13 protein-coding genes are annotated in these 16,263 nt (G+C 67.0%); 11 read left to right on the plus strand and 2 right to left on the minus strand.

Annotated features, from left to right (window positions below):
* The first annotated feature begins 116 nt into the window (after positions 1–116).
* The 3 genes from grpE to dnaJ all read left to right on the plus strand — a co-directional run bounded on the left by grpE (position 117) and on the right by dnaJ (position 3,953).
* Positions 117–668, plus strand: a complete 552-nt coding sequence (grpE, locus tag AC1RCS_RS06860) for a nucleotide exchange factor GrpE (protein WP_218340129.1) — start codon at positions 117–119, stop codon at positions 666–668.
* Positions 669–762: 94 nt separating this feature from the next.
* A complete protein-coding gene (gene dnaK / locus AC1RCS_RS06865) occupies positions 763–2,718 on the plus strand; it encodes a molecular chaperone DnaK (protein WP_218295558.1) in 1,956 nt (651 codons plus the stop codon).
* 89 nt (positions 2,719–2,807) lie between these two features.
* Positions 2,808–3,953, plus strand: coding sequence for a molecular chaperone DnaJ (gene dnaJ, locus AC1RCS_RS06870; protein WP_218295559.1), 1,146 nt, complete (start codon positions 2,808–2,810; stop codon positions 3,951–3,953).
* 40 nt (positions 3,954–3,993) lie between these two features.
* On the opposite strand, the gene AC1RCS_RS06875 is transcribed toward dnaJ, so the two are convergent.
* The gene (locus AC1RCS_RS06875) at positions 3,994–4,932 is read right to left on the minus strand and encodes a lytic transglycosylase domain-containing protein (protein WP_492244120.1); all 939 of its coding nucleotides are present in this window, start codon (positions 4,930–4,932) and stop codon (positions 3,994–3,996) included.
* Positions 4,933–5,177: 245 nt separating this feature from the next.
* Here AC1RCS_RS06875 and AC1RCS_RS06880 point away from each other — a divergent pair, with 245 nt between their 5' ends.
* From AC1RCS_RS06880 to leuB, 6 genes are all read left to right on the plus strand, one after another.
* Positions 5,178–6,548, plus strand: coding sequence for an MBL fold metallo-hydrolase (locus AC1RCS_RS06880; protein WP_492244121.1), 1,371 nt, complete (start codon positions 5,178–5,180; stop codon positions 6,546–6,548).
* A 139-nt stretch (positions 6,549–6,687) separates the two neighbouring features.
* Entirely contained in the window at positions 6,688–7,641 is a 954-nt protein-coding gene (locus AC1RCS_RS06885; RefSeq protein ID WP_492244122.1) for a LysR family transcriptional regulator, read from the plus strand.
* A 32-nt stretch (positions 7,642–7,673) separates the two neighbouring features.
* The gene (gene leuC, locus AC1RCS_RS06890) at positions 7,674–9,095 is read left to right on the plus strand and encodes a 3-isopropylmalate dehydratase large subunit (protein ID WP_218295563.1); all 1,422 of its coding nucleotides are present in this window, start codon (positions 7,674–7,676) and stop codon (positions 9,093–9,095) included.
* Positions 9,096–9,107: 12 nt separating this feature from the next.
* Positions 9,108–9,233 carry an entericidin A/B family lipoprotein gene (locus AC1RCS_RS06895; protein ID WP_010463809.1) on the plus strand — a complete coding sequence of 42 codons (126 nt, stop codon included), beginning with the start codon at positions 9,108–9,110 and terminating at the stop codon, positions 9,231–9,233.
* 13 nt (positions 9,234–9,246) lie between these two features.
* Complete coding sequence (leuD, locus tag AC1RCS_RS06900; protein WP_218295564.1) at positions 9,247–9,897, plus strand: 3-isopropylmalate dehydratase small subunit; 651 nt, start codon at positions 9,247–9,249, stop codon at positions 9,895–9,897.
* An 89-nt stretch (positions 9,898–9,986) separates the two neighbouring features.
* Complete coding sequence (gene leuB / locus AC1RCS_RS06905; protein ID WP_218295565.1) at positions 9,987–11,060, plus strand: 3-isopropylmalate dehydrogenase; 1,074 nt, start codon at positions 9,987–9,989, stop codon at positions 11,058–11,060.
* Positions 11,061–11,135: 75 nt separating this feature from the next.
* On the opposite strand, the gene AC1RCS_RS06910 is transcribed toward leuB, so the two are convergent.
* A complete protein-coding gene (locus tag AC1RCS_RS06910; RefSeq protein ID WP_218340123.1) occupies positions 11,136–11,810 on the minus strand; it encodes a dihydrodipicolinate reductase C-terminal domain-containing protein in 675 nt (224 codons plus the stop codon).
* 367 nt (positions 11,811–12,177) lie between these two features.
* Between AC1RCS_RS06910 and asd the strand changes: the two genes are divergently transcribed.
* Positions 12,178–13,308, plus strand: a complete 1,131-nt coding sequence (gene asd, locus AC1RCS_RS06915) for an aspartate-semialdehyde dehydrogenase (RefSeq protein WP_492244123.1) — start codon at positions 12,178–12,180, stop codon at positions 13,306–13,308.
* Positions 13,309–13,597: 289 nt separating this feature from the next.
* Entirely contained in the window at positions 13,598–16,258 is a 2,661-nt protein-coding gene (locus AC1RCS_RS06920) for a motility hub landmark protein FimV (protein ID WP_492244124.1), read from the plus strand.
* Positions 16,259–16,263 lie beyond the last annotated feature (5 nt).

The following is a 16,263-nucleotide window of genomic DNA, read 5'->3' on the forward strand; positions in this document are numbered from 1 at the left end:
AGCAAAACACGCCGGGCATGGGCCCACAGCCACATGCCCCTTCGCCAGACCTTGAAATGCGCGGGCATGTCCCCACCTCCCGCGCGTACTACTTTTATCCACTTTTAGACCACGACATGTCAGACACCAGCCAACCCATCCCCCCACAGAGCGCCCCCGCCCCCGAAGAAGTTGAAGCCGCCATGGCAGCCCACGCCTCCGACGAGCTGGCGCGGCTGCAGGGCGAGCTGGCCGAACTCAAGGCCAAGAGCGCTGACCTGGCCGACCAGTTCCTGCGTGCCAAGGCCGAGGCCGAGAACGCCCGCCGCCGCGCCGAAGACGAGGTCTCCAAGGCGCGGAAATTCGGCATCGAGAGCTTTGCCGAAAGCCTGCTGCCCGTGGCCGACAGCCTGGATGCCGCGCTGGCCATCAAGGAAGCCACGCCCCAGCAGCTGCGCGAGGGCGCCGACGCCACCCTGCGCCAGCTGACCTCGGCCCTGGAGCGCAACAAGGTGCTGGCCATCAACCCTGCCGCCGGCGCCAAGTTCGACCCCCACCAGCACCAAGCCATCAGCGTGGTGCCTGCCGAGCAGGAAGCCAATACCGTCGTGGCCGTGCTGCAAAAGGGCTACGTGATCGCCGAGCGCGTGCTGCGCCCGGCGCTTGTCACCGTCACGGCCCCGAAGTAAATCCTCAAATAAATCAGCACGGATGACTTGAACCCCCACGAGTTATCCACAAGTTACTAGCCATCCAAACCATTCCAGCATTCGGAGAAAAATCATGGGAAGAATCATCGGCATTGACCTCGGTACCACCAACAGCTGCGTGTCCATCATGGAAGGCAACACGACGCGCGTGATCGAGAACAGCGAAGGCGCGCGGACCACGCCCTCCATCGTGGCCTACCAGGAAGACGGCGAGATCCTCGTCGGCGCCTCGGCCAAGCGCCAGGCCGTGACCAACCCCAAGAACACGCTGTACGCCGTCAAGCGCCTGATCGGCCGCAAGTTCACCGAGAAGGAAGTGCAAAAGGACATCGACCTGATGCCCTACAAGATTGTGGCCGCCGACAACGGCGACGCCTGGATCGAAGTGCGCGGCAACAAGCTGTCGGCCCAGCAGGTGTCCGCCGACATCCTGCGCAAGATGAAGAAGACGGCCGAGGACTACCTGGGCGAGCCCGTGACGGAAGCCGTCATCACCGTGCCCGCGTACTTCAACGACGCACAGCGCCAGGCCACCAAGGACGCCGGCCGCATCGCCGGCCTGGACGTCAAGCGCATCATCAACGAGCCCACCGCCGCGGCACTGGCCTTCGGCCTGGACAAGCAGGAAAAGGGCGACCGCAAGATCGCGGTGTATGACCTGGGTGGCGGCACGTTCGACGTGTCCATCATCGAAATCGCCGACGTGGACGGCGAAAAGCAGTTCGAAGTGCTGTCGACCAACGGCGACACCTTCCTGGGCGGAGAAGACTTCGACCAGCGCATCATCGACTACATCATTGACGAGTTCAAGAAGGAGTCGGGCGTCAACCTCAAGAACGACGTTCTGGCCCTGCAGCGTCTGAAGGAAGCGGCCGAGAAGGCCAAGATCGAGCTGTCGAACTCGGCCTCGACCGACATCAACCTGCCCTACGTGACCGCCGATGCCTCGGGCCCGAAGCACCTGAACATCAAGCTCACGCGCTCCAAGCTCGAAGCGCTGGTGGAAGAGCTGATCGAGCGCACCATCGCCCCCTGCCGCATGGCGATCAAGGACGCCGGCGTGTCGGTCTCCGACATCCATGACGTGATCCTGGTGGGCGGCATGACGCGCATGCCCAAGGTGCAGGAGAAGGTCAAGGAATTCTTCGGCAAGGAACCCCGCAAGGACGTGAACCCCGACGAAGCCGTGGCCGTGGGCGCCGCCATCCAGGGCCAGGTGCTCTCGGGCGACCGCAAGGACGTGCTGCTGCTGGACGTGACGCCGCTGTCGCTGGGCATCGAGACGCTGGGCGGCGTGATGACCAAGATGATCACGAAGAACACGACCATCCCGACGAAGTTCGCGCAGACCTTCTCGACGGCTGACGACAACCAGCCCGCCGTGACCATCAAGGTCTACCAGGGCGAGCGTGAGATGGCCACGGGCAACAAGCTGCTGGGCGAGTTCAATCTGGAAGGCATTCCACCCGCATCGCGCGGCGTGCCGCAGATCGAGGTGTCGTTCGACATCGACGCCAACGGCATCCTGCACGTGGGCGCCAAGGACAAGGGCACGGGCAAGGAAAACAAGATCACCATCAAAGCCAACTCCGGCCTGTCGGAAGAAGAAATCCAGCAGATGGTGAAGGACGCCGAGCTCAACGCCGCCGACGACAAGAAGAAGCTGGAGCTGGTGCAGGCCCGCAACCAGGGCGAGGCCGCCGTGCACAGCGTGAACAAGAGCCTGGCCGAACACGGCGACAAGCTCGACGCAGGCGAGAAGGACGCGATCACCGCCGCCGTGAAGGCGCTGGAAGAAGTCCTCAAGGGCGAGGACAAGGCCGCGATTGACGAGAAGACCACGGCCCTGATGGCCGCCAGCCAGAAGCTGGGCGAGAAGATGTATGCCGACGCACAGGCAGCGCAGGCGGCAGCCGGCGCCGGTGCGGGCGACGCATCGGGTGGTCAGCAGGCATCGTCCTCCTCCAGCAGCAAGCCCGACGACGACAACGTGGTCGATGCCGAGGTGAAGGAAGTCAAGAAGGGCTGAACACGCCCCGTTTGACCCGAGCCGCCGCGCGAGTTTCCTGACAGGGGGGCTTGCGCGGCGTTCCTGTTCCAACCGGGCTCAGAAAGACCATGTCCAAACGAGACTTTTACGAAATCCTGGGCGTTCCCAAGAACGCCTCGGACGAAGAAATCAAGAAGGCCTATCGCAAGCTGGCGATGAAGCACCACCCGGACCGCAACCAGGGGGATGCGGCCAAGCCTGCCGAAGAGAAATTCAAGGAGGCCAAGGAGGCCTACGAGATGCTCTCCGACCCGCAAAAGCGGGCCGCGTATGACCAGTACGGCCATGCCGGGGTGGACCCCAACATGCGCGGCCCCGGGGGCCCGGGCGCGGAAGGCTTCGGCGGGTTCGCCGAGGCCTTCGGCGACATCTTCGGCGACATGTTCGGCCAGCAGGGCGGGCGTGGGCGCGGTGCTGGCGGACGCCAGGTGTACCGGGGCAGCGACCTCAGCTACGCCATGGAGATCACCCTGGAAGAAGCGGCGCGCGGCAAGGATGCGCAGATCCGCATCCCCTCGTGGGAAAGCTGCGACACCTGCCACGGCAGCGGCGCCAAGCCCGGCACCAGCGCCAAGACCTGCGGCACCTGCCAGGGCGCGGGCACGGTGCAGATGCGCCAGGGCTTCTTCAGCGTGCAGCAGACCTGCCCGCACTGCCGCGGCACGGGCAAGATCATTCCCGAACCCTGCACCACCTGCCACGGCCAGGGCAAGCTCAAGAAGCAAAAGACGCTGGAAGTGAAGATCCCCGCCGGCATCGACGACGGCATGCGCATCCGCAGCACGGGCAACGGCGAACCGGGCACCAACGGCGGCCCGCCCGGCGACCTGTACATCGAGATCCGCCTGAAGAAACACGACATCTTCGAGCGCGATGGCGACGACCTGCACTGCCAGGTGCCCGTGAGCTTCATCACGGCGGCGCTGGGCGGCGAGATCGAGGTGCCGACGCTCGCGGGCAAGGCGGCCATCGACATCCCCGAAGGCACCCAGGCCGGCAAGCAGTTCCGCCTGCGCGGCAAGGGCATCAAGGGCGTGCGCGCCAGCTACCCCGGCGACCTGTACTGCCACATCGCGGTGGAAACGCCGGTCAAGCTCACCGAGCACCAGCGCAAGCTGTTGCGCGAGCTGGAAGACTCCCTCAAGAAGGGTGGCGCCCGCCACTCGCCCAGCGGCGAGAGCTGGACGGACCGGCTGAAGAACTTCTTCAGCTGATCCGGGCGCCAGCGCCTGCCAAAAACCGCCTGCGGCCTATCTACGGCCCAGGCGGTTTTTTTGCGCGCGCCGACGCCAGCGATGCCGGGCCGGCCACAGGCCGCTCGTGCTGCGCAGAGCGGTAAAAACCCAGGATGCGGCGCACGTACTCGCGGGTCTCCGCATAGGGAGGAACACCGCCGTGGCGCTCCACGGCCTTTTCGCCGGCGTTGTAGGCGGCCGATGTCAGGGCGACATCGCCGGCAAAACGGTCCAGCAGCCAGCGCAGATAGGCCAGCCCGCCCCGCACATTCTGCTCGGAGCTCCAGGCGTCCCGGACGCCAAAACGCTCCGCCGTCTCCGGAATCAGCTGCATCAGCCCCTGCGCATTGCGGGGCGACAGCGCACGGGCCTGGAAGTTGGACTCCGACCGCACGATGGCCAGCGCCAGCCGTGGGTCCACGTCGAAGCGGGGCGCGAGCCGCTGCACCAGTTCCGCGTGACGACGCTTGTCGTCCGGCAGGTTGCTCACGTAGCGGTCCACCACCTCCTGCGGCACCACCTCCTGGGCGGAGTCCCTGACCTCCAGCCGAGGGGCCTCACCCGTGGTGAGGCAGTCGGGGAGGTGGTCGCCGGGCACCATGCCCTGCGCCAGGCTGCGGGCCTTCTCATGCCCACGCTGGGCGGCCATGGCGAGCAGGGTGGCCGCCGCCGCGGGATCGGGCACCACGTCACGTCCATGCAGCAACAGGCGGCCCAGGCGGTACTGCGCCTCCACGCTGCCATAGCGCGCCGCGTCGCAATACCGCGAGGCAGCGCGGTGCGGCTGGCGCCGCACCTCCGCGTCGTAGCCCTCTTCCAGCCAGCGCGACAGCACGGGGGGCTCGTCGGCCCACTCGGGCGGCTCGTCCGGCACCTGCGCGTGCACACCCGTGCCCGCGGCGATCAGGACCGCCGCCAGCACGGGACCGTGCGCTGGAGAGGAAAACCAGGGTTGCATGCCAGAACCCGCCTGCGGAGACAACCGCCCAAAACCGCTCACCCGAGTGGAAGCGGTGCCCCACGGTAGCACCGAAGTCCCCATGGCAACAGGAAAACATTGCCAGCCGCCATTTCTTGATCTGAGGCAAGAAGCCGCCGGCAGGCCGCCCCCGCCCACCCGCCCGCGAAGTAGCATGGAAATCCACGCTGCCGCCCTCCAGGGCGGCACCACGGCCCCAGGACCATCGCGCAGGAGCATCCGGCATGAACAACGACGTCAACCTCACCTTCCTGGGCGGCTCCGGCACGGTCACAGGGTCCAAATACCTGGTCCGCCACAACGGCAGGTGCCTGCTGGTCGATTGCGGCCTGTTCCAGGGGTACAAGCAGCTGCGCCTGCGCAACTGGCAGCCCTTGCCCGTCACGCCCCGGCAGATCGACGCGGTGGTGCTGACCCATGCGCACCTGGACCACAGCGGCTACCTGCCCCTGCTGGCCCGCGACGGCTATGCCCGCACCATCCACTGCACACCGGCCACACGCGACCTGTGCACCATCCTGCTGCCCGACAGCGGACACCTGCAGGAGGAAGACGCCGCGTACCTCAACCGGCACCAGCTCAGCAGCCACACCCCCGCCCTGCCCCTGTACACCCGGCTCGACGCACTGCACTGCCTCAAGCAGTTCCAGGTCCATGCCTTCCACCAGGTGTTCGAGCCCCTGCCGGGCTGGCGCGTGACCTTTTCCCCCGCAGGCCACATCCTGGGGGCGGCCAGCGTGCTGCTGGAAGTGGGGGGCCGCCGCATCCTGTTCTCGGGCGACCTGGGGCGGCCCGACGACCTGCTCATGAACCCGCCCGATGCTCCGCCCCCGGCGGACACGGTCCTCATCGAGTCCACCTATGGCGACCGCGAGCACCCCGCAGAAGACTTGCAGGGCGAGCTGGGTGCCGCCCTGCAGCGCCTGGCGGCCCGTGGCGGCATTGCGGTGGTGCCGGTGTTCGCCGTGGGCCGCGCGCAAGTGGTCCTGCATGCCATCGGCCAGCTCAAGGCGCGCGGGGTGGTGCCCGCCTCGCTCAAGGTGTTTTTGGACAGCCCCATGGCGGTCAGCACCACGGGGCTGTTCCAGCATCACATGCAGGAACACCGGCTGAGCGGCCGCGAGGTGCAGGCGCTGGAACATGGCGCCACCATGGTCCAGACGCCCGAACAATCCAAGGGGCTGGCCAGGCTGCATGGCCCCATGGTCATCCTGTCGGCCAGTGGCATGGCCACGGGGGGCCGCGTGCTGCACCACCTGGCGCTGCACGCGGGTGACCACCGCAACATGGTCATCCTGACCGGCCACCAGGCCCCCGGCACCCGGGGCGCGCGCCTGGCGGCGGGCGAGAAGAACATCCGCATCCACGGCCAGGACGTGGCCGTGCGCGCGGAGGTGGTGCATCTGTCGTCCGCCTCGGCGCATGCGGACGGTCACCAGCTCATCGCCTGGCTGCGCAGCATGGGCCATGCGCCGGACCAGGTGTACGTGGTGCACGGAGAAATGGGCGCTGCCGACATGCTGCGCCAGCGCATCGAGCACGAACTGCGCTGGCACGCCCTGGTGCCGGAGCACGGCAGCACCTGCGCCGCCTGAGCCCGGCGGCTTCTTGAGCACGCGTCGCCCGCTGGGGTCACAGCGGAGCGGCAGCCCAGCCATCGCGCACAACGATGGCAACCAATTCATAATAGGAAGAAAATACAGAACCTTCTCTTTTCGAGAAGACAATGACACGATGAAAAGCTCCGAGCGCAGTTTTGCGCGCCGTATCGACCTGACCTCGCTGCAGCTGTTTGTGGCGGTGTGCGAGCTGGGCAGCATCGGCCGGGCGGCCGAGCGGGAGTTCATTGCCGCATCGGCCGTGAGCAAGCGCCTGTCCGACCTGGAAACAGCCGTGGACACCGCCCTGCTCTACCGCCACAGCCGCGGCGTCACGCTGACGCCCGCGGGCGAAAGCCTGCTGCACCACGCGCGCACCGTGCTGTTCGGGCTCGAACGCATGCAGGGTGAACTCAGCGAATACGCCGACGGCGTGCGTGGCCATGTGCGCATGCACGCCAACATCTCGGCCATCTTCCAGTTCCTGCCGGAAGACCTGGGCGCGTTCGCCCGGGAGCACAGCCAGATCAAGATCGACCTGCAGGAACACCTGAGCAGCGACGTGCTGCATGCCGTGCAGGAGGGCGCGGCGGACCTGGGCATCTGCAATGTCAGCATGGCCAGCGGCAACGGCGCCCTGGAACTGCAAAGCCGCCCGTACCGCGCCGACAACCTGGTGCTGGTTGTGCCGCAGGCGCATGAACTGGCGGGACGTGACGCTATCAATTTTGAAGACATCCTGGACTGGGACATCGTTGGCCTGCATGCCAACAGCAGCATCAGCCTGGCCATGCGCTCGGCGGCTGCGGCGGCCGGGCGCCCGCTGCGCCAGCGCATCCAGGTCACCGGGCTGGACGCCATGTGCCGGATGATCGACAGCGGCCTGGGCGTGGGCTTGCTGCCCGACCGCGCCTTTGAGCTCATGCGCGGCGTGGGCCGGCTGCAGGCCATTGCACTGACGGACGCCTGGGCCCACCGCGAGCTGCGCGTGGTGGCCCGCGATTTCGATGCCCTGCCCGTCACCGCCCGGCTGCTGGTGGAGCACCTTGCTCCCCGCGCCGCGGCCATGCCGCCCAGACCCCAACACTAAAATCACCCCACCTGAAGGAAGAGAGCCACCCCATGGGACGCACCCTGTACGACAAGATCTGGGACGAACACGTCGTCCACACCGAAGAGGACGGCACTTCCATCCTCTACATCGACCGCCACCTGGTGCACGAAGTCACCAGTCCGCAGGCCTTCGAAGGCCTGCGCGAGGCGGGCCGCAAGGTCTGGCGCATGAGCTCCATCGTGGCCACGGCCGACCACAACACGCCGACGACGGGCTGGGAGGCAGGCTATGACGGCATCACCGATCCGATCAGCAAGGAACAGATCACCACGCTGAACGACAACATGGCGCAGATCTCGCCCGCTGCGTTCTTCCCGTTCATGCACAAGCGCCAGGGCATCGTGCACGTGATCGGCCCGGAGAACGGCGCCACCCTGCCCGGCATGACCGTGGTGTGCGGCGACAGCCACACCAGCACCCACGGCGCATTTGGCGCACTGGCCCACGGCATCGGCACCAGCGAGGTCGAGCACGTGATGGCCACGCAGACGCTGCTGGCCAAGAAGGCCAAGAACATGCTGGTGCAGGTGGACGGCACGCTGGCCAAAGGCGTGACCCCCAAGGACGTGGTGCTGGCCATCATCGGCAAGATCGGCACGGCCGGCGGCACGGGCTACACCATCGAGTTTGCGGGCTCCGTCTTCCGCGCCATGAGCATGGAAGGCCGCATGACCGTGTGCAACATGGCCATCGAAGGCGGCGCGCGCGCGGGCCTGGTGGCGGTGGACGACAAGACCATTGACTACGTCAAGGGCCGCCCCCTCTCGCCCACGGGCGTGGAATGGGACCAGGCCGTGGCGTACTGGAAGACCTTGCATTCGGATGCCGACGCGAAGTTCGACACCGTCGTCAAGCTCGACGCCGCCGACATCGTGCCGCAGGTCACCTGGGGCACCTCGCCCGAGATGGTGCTCGGCGTGGACGCCCGCGTGCCCGACCCCGACAAGGAAAAGGACGCCAACAAGCGCGGCGCCATCGAGCGCGCGCTGACCTACATGGGCCTGCAGCCGGGCAAGCCGATCAACGACATCACCATCGACAAGGTGTTCATCGGTTCGTGCACCAACAGCCGCATCGAAGACATGCGCGAAGCCGCCGCCGTGGTGAAGAACCTGGGCCGCAAGGTCGCCAGCAACGTGAAGCTGGCCATGGTCGTGCCCGGCTCGGGCCTGGTCAAGGAACAGGCCGAGCGCGAAGGCCTGGACAAGATCTTTGTGGCCGCGGGCTTTGAGTGGCGCGAACCCGGCTGCTCCATGTGCCTGGCCATGAATGCCGACCGCCTGGAGCCCGGCGAGCGCTGCGCCAGCACCAGCAACCGCAACTTCGAAGGGCGCCAGGGCGCTGGCGGCCGCACGCACCTGGTGAGCCCCGCCATGGCCGCCGCCGCCGCCGTGCACGGCCACTTTGTGGACATTCGTCAATTTGCCTGAAGGAGCCCTGTCATGAAAAAGACCGCAACCCTCATCGTGCTCGCCATCACCTTCGTGCTGGCTGGCTGCAACACCGTCAAGGGCGTGGGCCAGGACGTACAGCGTGCCGGCGGCGCCCTCGAGCGCGCCGCCAAGTAATCCAGAGAACGCCATGCAGAAATTCACCTTGCTCAAAGGCCTCGTGGCCCCGATGGACCGCGAGAACGTCGATACCGACGCGATCATCCCCAAGCAGTTCCTCAAGTCGATCAAGAAGACCGGCTTTGGCGTGAACCTGTTCGACGAGTGGCGCTACCTGGACCACGGCGAGCCCGGCCAGGACCCCGCCAGCCGCAAGCCCAACCCCGACTTCGTGCTGAACCAGCCGCGCTACGCGGGCGCCTCCGTGCTGCTGGCGCGCAAGAACTTCGGCTGCGGCTCCAGCCGCGAGCACGCGCCCTGGGCGCTGGACCAGTACGGCTTCCGCGCCGTGATCGCGCCCAGCTTCGCCGACATCTTCTTCAACAACTGCTTCAAGAACGGCCTGCTGCCCATCGTGCTGCCCGAGGCCACGGTGGCCCAGCTGTTCGACGAAGTGCTGGCCTTCCCCGGCTACCAGCTCACCATCGACCTGGAGCGCCAGGTCATCGTGCGTCCCCAGGGCGAAGAAATCCCGTTCGAGGTGCAGGCCTTCCGCAAATACTGCCTGCTCAACGGCTTTGACGACATCGGCCTGACCCTGCGCCAGTCCGACAAGATCAAGGCCTTTGAAGTAGAGCGCCTGGCGACCAAGCCCTGGCTGGCGCACACCATGGTGTCGTGAGTCGGCGTGGGCATCCAAAATATCAGTCAAATTGGCATCTAGCGCTTTACCCACAAGCGCTGATAGCTATCAAAAACAAAGCAAATTCAATGAAAATCGCAGTTCTGCCGGGTGACGGCATTGGCACCGAAATCGTCTCTGAAGCCGTCAAGGTTCTGGAGGCCCTGGAACTCCCGTTCGAGATGGAGTCCGCCCTGGTGGGCGGCGTGGCGTACGACGCGCACGGCCATCCACTGCCCGAGTCCACGCTCAAGCTCGCCAAGGAAGCCGACGCCATCCTGTTCGGCGCCGTGGGCGACTGGAAATACGACAAGCTCGACCGCCCCCTGCGCCCCGAGCAAGCCATCCTGGGCCTGCGCAAGAACCTGGGCCTGTTCGCCAACTTCCGCCCCGCCATCTGCTACGAGCAGCTGGTGGGTGCATCCAGCCTCAAGCCCGAGCTGATCGCGGGCCTGGACATCCTCATCATCCGCGAGCTGACGGGCGACATCTACTTCGGCCAGCCCCGCGGCCGCCGCGTGGCCACCGACGGCCACTTCCCCGGTGCCGAGGAAGCCTTCGACACCATGCGCTACAGCCGCCCCGAGATCGAGCGCATCGCCCACGTCGCCTTCCAGGCTGCGCGCAAGCGCAACAAGAAGGTCACCAGCGTGGACAAGGCCAACGTGCTCGAAACCTTCCAGTTCTGGAAGGACGTGGTCACCGACGTGCACAAGGAATACCCCGACGTCGAGCTGCAGCACATGTATGTCGATAACGCCGCCATGCAGCTCGTGAAGGCGCCCAAGGCGTTCGACGTGGTGGTCACGGGCAACATGTTCGGCGACATCCTGTCGGACGAAGCCTCCATGCTCACCGGCTCCATCGGCATGCTGCCCTCGGCCAGCCTGAACAGCACCAACCAGGGCCTGTACGAGCCCAGCCACGGCAGTGCGCCGGACATCGCCGGCAAGGGCGTGGCCAACCCGCTGGCCACCATCCTGTCGGCCGCGATGATGCTGCGCTTCAGCCTGAACCAGGAAGCCGCCGCCCAGCGCATCGAAGCCGCGGTGCAGAAGGTGCTGGCCCAGGGCCTGCGCACCCCCGACATCTACAGCGAAGGCACCACCAAGGTGGGCACGGCGCAGATGGGCGATGCAGTGGTCAAGGCGCTGGCCGCCTGAACCCCACCGCCCGGCGGTCACGAAAAAGCGCCGGTCCTCCGGCGCTTTTTTATTGTTGTGGCGCCCGCGTGCCGCCTACACCCACGCGTTGTCGATGAACTCCATGATGGAATAGCACCGGTTTTCCAGCGGCCGCTCGCGCACGGCCGCCACGATGTGCGCGACACCCTCCGCATACGGTGCATCGCCATAGACACGGGTTTCCAGCGTCACGCTGCACGCGCCATCCTCGATCAGCACCCGGTGGTAAGCGTGGCGGGCGAGATGCTCCTGGGGAATGTGCAGCACGTCCCGTTGCACCCCGGCATCGCGCACGGACCGGATGTCCCCCGGCGCCAGGCCCAGCGCCTGCGCCATGCTGACGGCCGTGCCCGGCACCGAGGACTTCTGGGCCTGGTGGGATTCGGTCAGCCCGGTGCGGTAGCCGCGAAACAGAGGCCCGCTGCGCTCCAGCATGGCCATGAACTTGAGCATGAGGATGTTGGTGTTCGGACACAGGACGACCGGAAAACCCACCACACGCCCTTCCAGCCCGGACCCGGTGGCCAGTTCCACCAACGGGGAGTGCGTGGATTCGCAAAAGGCGCAGGCAGCCTCCAGCTCCCTGCCGGAACCGGCATGCAGCACGACAGATTTTTCTGCACGCTGCCCCTCACCGGCCCATGGCAAAACCTGCGCTTCGCCACGGGCAGGCAGCGCCCCCAGAAGCTCCTTGGCCAGCTTGCCTGACCCCACAACGATGACTTGCATTTCTACTTTCGAATTGAACAAAGGAGGCAAAAGCAGCACTGTAGACCGCCGCACCGGCGTGGCGCGCGGCCAGCCCGGCGGGGCGGGCTCTTTTTGCGCTGCCCACGGAGGGCGCGCGCCGCAGGGCCGCCGGCGCACCCGGATCCAGGCCGTATCCGGTACAATATTCGCCTATGTTTGCCGCCCGCCCGTTCGCCCTGAACATCGCACCCGCCGCCCCGGTCGGTGTGGCTGCGCGCGCAACCATCACCAAAACCACGACCATTAAGGGCTGACTCAGCCTGGTTCGTCGTGCGCCCTCCCTGGCCAGACGAGCCAGGCGAGCAGTCCGGTCTGGCACTGTTTCTTATTTAGAAAGGGCGTTGAAATGAGCAAGTTGGTAGGGTTGGTTGGCTGGCGCGGAATGGTCGGCTCGGTCCTGATGGACCGCATGGCGCAGGAGAAGGATTTCGACCTGATCGAGCCGATGTTCTTCTCCACCTCGAACGCAGGCGGCAAGGCTCCCGCGCAGGCAAGGAACGAGACCACCCTGCAGGACGCGTTCGACATCGAGGCCCTCAAGCGCTGCGAAATCATCATCACCGCCCAGGGCGGCGATTACACCAACGAGGTCTATCCCAAGCTGCGCGCCGCCGGCTGGAACGGCCACTGGATCGACGCCGCCTCCTCCCTGCGCATGGAGAAGAACGCCGTCATCGTCCTGGACCCGGTCAACATGCCCGTGATCAAGAACGCCCTGGCTCAGGGCGGCAAGGACTGGATTGGCGGCAACTGCACCGTGAGCTGCATGCTGATGGGCGTAGGCGCCCTGTACAAGGCGGGTCTCGTGGAATGGATGAGCACGCAAACCTACCAGGCGGCCTCCGGCGGCGGCGCGCAGCACATGCGCGAGCTGCTCACGCAGTACGGCACGCTCAACGCCGAAGTGAAGGCCCTGCTCGATGACCCCAAGAGCGCCATCCTGGAAATCGACCGCAAGGTGATCGCCAAGCAACGCGCCCTGACGGGCGCTGAAACCGCCAACTTCGGCGTGCCGCTGGGCGGCAGCCTGATCCCCTGGATCGACAAGGACCTGGGCAACGGCATGTCCAAGGAAGAATGGAAGGGCATGGCGGAAACCAACAAGATCCTGGGCCAGGGCGAGGGCTTCAGCGCCCCCGCCGTGCCGGTGGACGGCTTCTGCGTGCGCGTGGGCGCCATGCGCTGCCACAGCCAGGCGCTGACCTTCAAGCTGAAGAAGGACGTGCCCCTGGCGGACCTGGAGGCCATGATCGCCGCCGACAACGAGTGGGTGAAGGTCGTGCCCAACACCCGGGAAGCCACCATCAAGGACCTGACGCCCGTGGCGGTGACCGGCACCATGGACATCCCCGTGGGCCGCATCCGCAAGCTGGCCATGGGGCCTGAATATGTCGGCGCGTTCACCATTGGCGACCAGCTGCTGTGGGGCGCGGCCGAACCGCTGCGCCGCATGCTGCGCATCCTGCTCGACGCCTGAGCTCCGGCCCCCCGAAAAGCGCGCGCAGCCCCGGCTGCGCGCGCTTTTTTGCGCCAGGGGTCTTGACACACTCAGTTACGCCACGTTGGCAATTGGCAACATCTTGGCGCCCCAACTTGGGGCGCCAGGACCCCTCTCAAAGCTTCGGCGCCACCTCAGCTTGTCAGTGCAAAACATTGATGCTATGGTGCTTTTTACATATTTTCACGCGCCGGGGCGGGACCAGACCATGAGAAAAAAAGCACCGCTCGACCGAGCCGCACAAAAACCTACTCAGTTGTTGGCAAACATGCATCGTTGGAAATTCTCTGCCCTGGCGGCGGCAGCCGTAGTGTCGGCCGGCTTGTACGCGGGCGACGCCTCGGCCCTGGCGCTGGGCCGCATCACCGTGCAGTCTGCCCTGGGCGAGCCCCTGCGCGCCGAAATCGACCTGCCCCAGATCACTCCCGCCGAAGCGGACAGCTTGCGGGCCACCACGGCCTCCCCGGACGTGTTCCGCGCCCAGGGCATGGAATACACGCCCACCATCAACAATCTGCAGATCCAGCTGCAGCGCCGCCCGGATGGCACGGCCGTGCTGCGCCTGACGAGCAGCCGGCCGGTGAACGAACCCTTCCTCGACCTGGTGCTGGACGCCAACTGGGGCTCGGGCCGCATCGTGCGCAGCTACACCATGCTGTTCGACCCGCCCACGCTGCGCCGTCCCGCGCCAGCGGTGACGGCCTCTCCGCAGCTGCCTGCGCCGGCCTCCCAGCAGGCTCCTGCCGTGCGCGCGCCGGTCGCCCCGCGGGCCAGCGAATCTCCCGCAGCGGTGACCCCTGCCGCACCGCCGACGCCGCGTCCGCCAGCCGTGGCCGCCCGCCCCGCCCCCGCCGATGGAGTCAGGGTGCAGGCAGGCGACACGGCGGGCCGCATTGCGAACGCCCACCGCCCCGCCGACGTGTCCCTCGACCAGATGCTGGTCGCCATGATGCGCTCGAACCCCGATGCCTTCATCCAGGGCAATGTCAATCGCCTGAAGGCTGGCGCGGTCCTGCAGATGCCCGACCAGGCTGCGGTGCAGTCCACGCCGGCATCCGAGGCGCGCCAGATCCTTGCCGCTCAGGCCCGGGACTTCAACGAATTCCGCCGCAAGCTGGCGGGTGCAGCCCCCACCGCCGCGGTCGCCGCCGCAGAACGCTCGGCCTCTGGCGCGGTGCAGGCCCGTGTGGAGGACAAGAAACCTGCCACGGCCGCGCCCGACAAGCTCACGCTGTCCAAAGGTTCCGTCAAGGGCCAGAAGGCGGCCGAGGACCAGCTCGCCAAGGACAAGCAAGCCGGAGAGGCCGCCACGCGCATGGCCGAGCTGTCCAAGAACATCACGGACCTCAACAAGCTGGGCGCCGCGTCGGCCGCTGCGGGCAGCGCCGCACCGGCGCCCGCCGGCGCCGCCAGCGCTCCTGCCGCGGTGGCAGTGCAGGCACCCGCCGTTCCTGCCACGCCCACGGCCCCTGCCGTGCCGGAAACCCCGGCACCAGCCCCTGCTCCCGCAGCCAGCGCGCCGGCAGATGCAGCCGTGCCGGCGGAAGCCGCGTCCGAGCCTGCCTCCGCACCCGCTCCGGCCGCATCGGCGCCAGCGAAGCCAGTCCGCGTTCCCGCACCGGCTCCCGCACCAGTTGAAGAGCCGGGTTTCCTGTCCGGCCTCATGGACGACCCGCTGCTGCCGCTCGCCGGTGGCGGGCTCCTGGCCTTGCTGCTGGGCTATGGCGCCTACCGCGTGGTTCAGCGCCGCCGCCAGAATGCGGGCGTCGACAGCTCCTTCCTGGAAAGCCGCATCCAGCCGGATTCGTTCTTCGGCGCCAGCGGCGGGCAGCGCGTCGATACCGCCAACAGCGAGATGACCACGGGCTCGTCCATGGCCTACTCACCCAGCCAGCTCGATGCCGGCGGCGACGTGGACCCTGTGGCCGAAGCCGACGTGTACCTGGCCTATGGCCGTGACCTGCAGGCCGAGGAAATCCTCAAGGAGGCGATCCGCCACAACCCTGCCCGCGTGTCGGTGCATGTGAAGCTCGGTGAGATCTACGCCAAGCGCCAGGACCGCAAGGCCCTGGAGGCGGTGGCAGGGGACGTGTTCAAGCTGACCCAGGGCGAAGGCCCGGACTGGAACCGCATTGCCGAGCTTGGCCGCGATCTGGATCCCGAAAACCGCCTTTACCAGCCTGGCGGCCGCCCAGGCATGGCCGAGGACGAGTCGCCATCGCTGCCCCCAGGCGGATTCCCGAGCACGTTCACGGGCGTGGGCGGTGCGGCGGCGACGGCTGCGTTGCCCCCCGACCTGGACCTTGACCTGGATCTGGACCTGCCCGACGACGCGCTGACCGATGCACCAGCGGTGGCTCCGGCACCTCCCGGCGGATTTGCCGCAGCGGCAGCCGCGGCCGCGGCATCGGGCGGCGCCCGCCGTGCAGCGGACCCGGCCGACGAGCCGCAGACACTGCGCCCTGAACTGGACCTGCCGGAGTTGCCTTCGGCGACCGCCCCCGCCTGGAATGCGCCAGAAGTGGCACCAGCCTCGGGCACGATGGCGCCTCCGCCCGTGGCCAATCTGGACTTTCCTTCGGCGGACGACCTGAGCATGGCGCCCTCGGGCCCCATGCCGCTCACTGCGGATGCCCAGGACTCCGGCCCGATGGAGTTTGACCTCGGCGACCTGTCGCTGGACCTGAACGCCCCCTCCAAGCCCATGGCGGCCCCCGCAGCCAAGGCCCCTCTGCCGACCCCTGAATTGAGCGACGACGGCTCGGCGGCGGCGCAGGACGACCCACTGGCCACCAAGCTCGCGCTGGCCGAAGAGTTCAATGCCATCGGTGATACGGATGGTGCACGCACGCTGATCGAAGAAGTGGTTGCCGAGTCCAGCGGCGCCCTCAAGACCCGCGCCCAGCGCATGCTGGCCGAACTGGGTTGATGCGA

It is taken from the genome of Acidovorax sp. GW823-FHT01C06, from assembly GCF_058798375.1.

What these genes read in the sequence shown, in the direction of transcription:
- grpE (WP_218340129.1), top strand. Translation starts at nt 117, where the DNA reads ATGTCAGACACCAGCCAACCCATCCCCCCACAGAGCGCCCCCGCCCCC.
- dnaK (WP_218295558.1), top strand. Translation starts at nt 763, where the DNA reads ATGGGAAGAATCATCGGCATTGACCTCGGTACCACCAACAGCTGCGTG.
- dnaJ (WP_218295559.1), top strand. Translation starts at nt 2,808, where the DNA reads ATGTCCAAACGAGACTTTTACGAAATCCTGGGCGTTCCCAAGAACGCC.
- AC1RCS_RS06875 (WP_492244120.1), bottom strand. Translation starts at nt 4,932, where the DNA reads ATGCAACCCTGGTTTTCCTCTCCAGCGCACGGTCCCGTGCTGGCGGCG.
- AC1RCS_RS06880 (WP_492244121.1), top strand. Translation starts at nt 5,178, where the DNA reads ATGAACAACGACGTCAACCTCACCTTCCTGGGCGGCTCCGGCACGGTC.
- AC1RCS_RS06885 (WP_492244122.1), top strand. Translation starts at nt 6,688, where the DNA reads ATGAAAAGCTCCGAGCGCAGTTTTGCGCGCCGTATCGACCTGACCTCG.
- leuC (WP_218295563.1), top strand. Translation starts at nt 7,674, where the DNA reads ATGGGACGCACCCTGTACGACAAGATCTGGGACGAACACGTCGTCCAC.
- AC1RCS_RS06895 (WP_010463809.1), top strand. Translation starts at nt 9,108, where the DNA reads ATGAAAAAGACCGCAACCCTCATCGTGCTCGCCATCACCTTCGTGCTG.
- leuD (WP_218295564.1), top strand. Translation starts at nt 9,247, where the DNA reads ATGCAGAAATTCACCTTGCTCAAAGGCCTCGTGGCCCCGATGGACCGC.
- leuB (WP_218295565.1), top strand. Translation starts at nt 9,987, where the DNA reads ATGAAAATCGCAGTTCTGCCGGGTGACGGCATTGGCACCGAAATCGTC.
- AC1RCS_RS06910 (WP_218340123.1), bottom strand. Translation starts at nt 11,810, where the DNA reads ATGCAAGTCATCGTTGTGGGGTCAGGCAAGCTGGCCAAGGAGCTTCTG.
- asd (WP_492244123.1), top strand. Translation starts at nt 12,178, where the DNA reads ATGAGCAAGTTGGTAGGGTTGGTTGGCTGGCGCGGAATGGTCGGCTCG.
- AC1RCS_RS06920 (WP_492244124.1), top strand. Translation starts at nt 13,598, where the DNA reads ATGCATCGTTGGAAATTCTCTGCCCTGGCGGCGGCAGCCGTAGTGTCG.